The following is a 1,654-nucleotide window of genomic DNA, read 5'->3' on the forward strand; positions in this document are numbered from 1 at the left end:
CGAGAGCAACAAAGATAGCTAAAGAAATTAATCCAGAGATGCAAATCGGAACGATGCTCTTCGATGCAATTTCTCATCCTGCAACATGTAAGCCGGAAGATGTACTGGCAACGGTAAAACGCAACCAAATGGAATACTATTTCTCTGATATTCTCATGCGTGGCAAGTATCCAAATTACGCTTTCCGCTTCTTTGAAGAAAATAATCTTCATATTCAATTCGGAGAAAATGATGAGGAAGATTTCAAAAATACAGCAGATTTCTTTAGCTTCTCTTATTACTACACTCGAATTTCTGATGCAGAAAGCGTAAAGCAGGCTAACTCTGCAAAAATAAATCCGGAGCTTGAAGCGAGCGATTGGGGCTGGTCCATCGATCCAATCGGTTTAAGAACCGCTTTAAATCTGTATTATGATCGTTATCAAAAACCGATCATGATTACTGAAAACGGCATCGGTGCTTATGATAACGTTGATGAAAACGGCGAAATTCATGACCCGTACCGCATCGATTTCCTTAAACGCCACATTGAACAAATAAAAGAAGCAATTAAGGATGGTGTGGAAGTAATCGGCTACTATCCTTGGGGGCCAATTGATATTGTCAGTTGTTCATCATCCGAAATGTCCAAGCGCTACGGATTCATCTACGTTGATAAAGATGATTACGGCAATGGAACGCTCGAACGAAAGAAAAAAGACAGCTTCTATTGGTATCAAAAGGTCGTTGCAACAAATGGAGAGGATTTAGGATAACGAATGACAGTTTTGCTGATTGGATCTAGCGTTGCTTGATGAAAGGTTAGTTAAAAATAGAGGAGTTAAGATATGATAAATAAAACATTTACAATCATTGATCAGGTTGGCATTCATGCACGTCCCTCAACAACATTAGTCCAGACCGCAAGCAAATTTAGCGCTGATATTTATTTGGAATACAACGGAAAAACCGTGAATCTAAAATCGATAATGGGAGTTATGTCCCTGGGCATTCCAAAAGATGCTGTTATTAAAATAATTGCTCAAGGTGCTGACGAAGAAGATGCAATCGCCACTTTAGAAAAAGTAATGACACAAGAAGGTTTGGCTGAACAAAAATAAAAAATGTTGTCAGATCGGTGATTGAGGCCATCTGACCAGGGGTTTCTGCCCTCACCAACTTGTACACCAAAAGGAGAAGAAAAAAGCAATATGCTCCGCAGTGCATGGGAATGGGACCGGCACTAAAATGGGGTATGCAGCACTAAGGGTCCCTTAACACATTTCATGCCGAAGGTGCATAATCAACTCTTATAAACTTTCCTCATCGTCATTCATTAGTCTTAAGGGGGGAAAGGCACTTTCTCCTCAGATGATAGCAGGTCCAAGCAGGTGTTTCTTTTTCTGATTTGGATCCTAAATCACATTATGGAACAGGATAAGGCGGGAGAATGTCTACCTAACAGGTGAGTGTCGCTTTGATCTCAAAGGGATTACCATTTTAAAATCATTACTGCCATTGAACCGTCAATGATAAATATAAACACCGGTTACACCTCAACGTGGTGAAAACCGGTGTTTTTTAATTAACCAGCTTAAGGTTGTATATCCGCGTTTAGTTGTTGGGACTCTAATTACAAGCTTTGTTTCATTAGTATTATGGGTGCTTTTAAAGG

Annotated in this window: 2 protein-coding genes; both read left to right on the plus strand. The window is 39.8% G+C overall.

Features of this window, described 5'->3' with window-relative positions; translation table 11 throughout:
* Positions 1-755: family 1 glycosylhydrolase (locus BTA31_RS22220; RefSeq protein WP_142243775.1), on the plus strand; the 755-nt coding region annotated here is incomplete at its 5' end.
* 72 nt (positions 756-827) lie between these two features.
* Positions 828-1,100, plus strand: a complete 273-nt coding sequence (locus tag BTA31_RS22225; protein ID WP_076794296.1) for a phosphocarrier protein HPr — start codon at positions 828-830, stop codon at positions 1,098-1,100.
* The last annotated feature ends 554 nt before the right edge of the window (positions 1,101-1,654 follow it).

The organism is Bacillus haynesii (assembly GCF_001969855.1).
GTDB classification, from domain to species: Bacteria; Bacillota; Bacilli; order Bacillales; family Bacillaceae; genus Bacillus; species Bacillus haynesii.

Coding starts and splice junctions, on each gene's coding strand:
- BTA31_RS22225 (WP_076794296.1), top strand. CDS start 828: ATGATAAATAAAACATTTACAATCATTGATCAGGTTGGCATTCATGCA.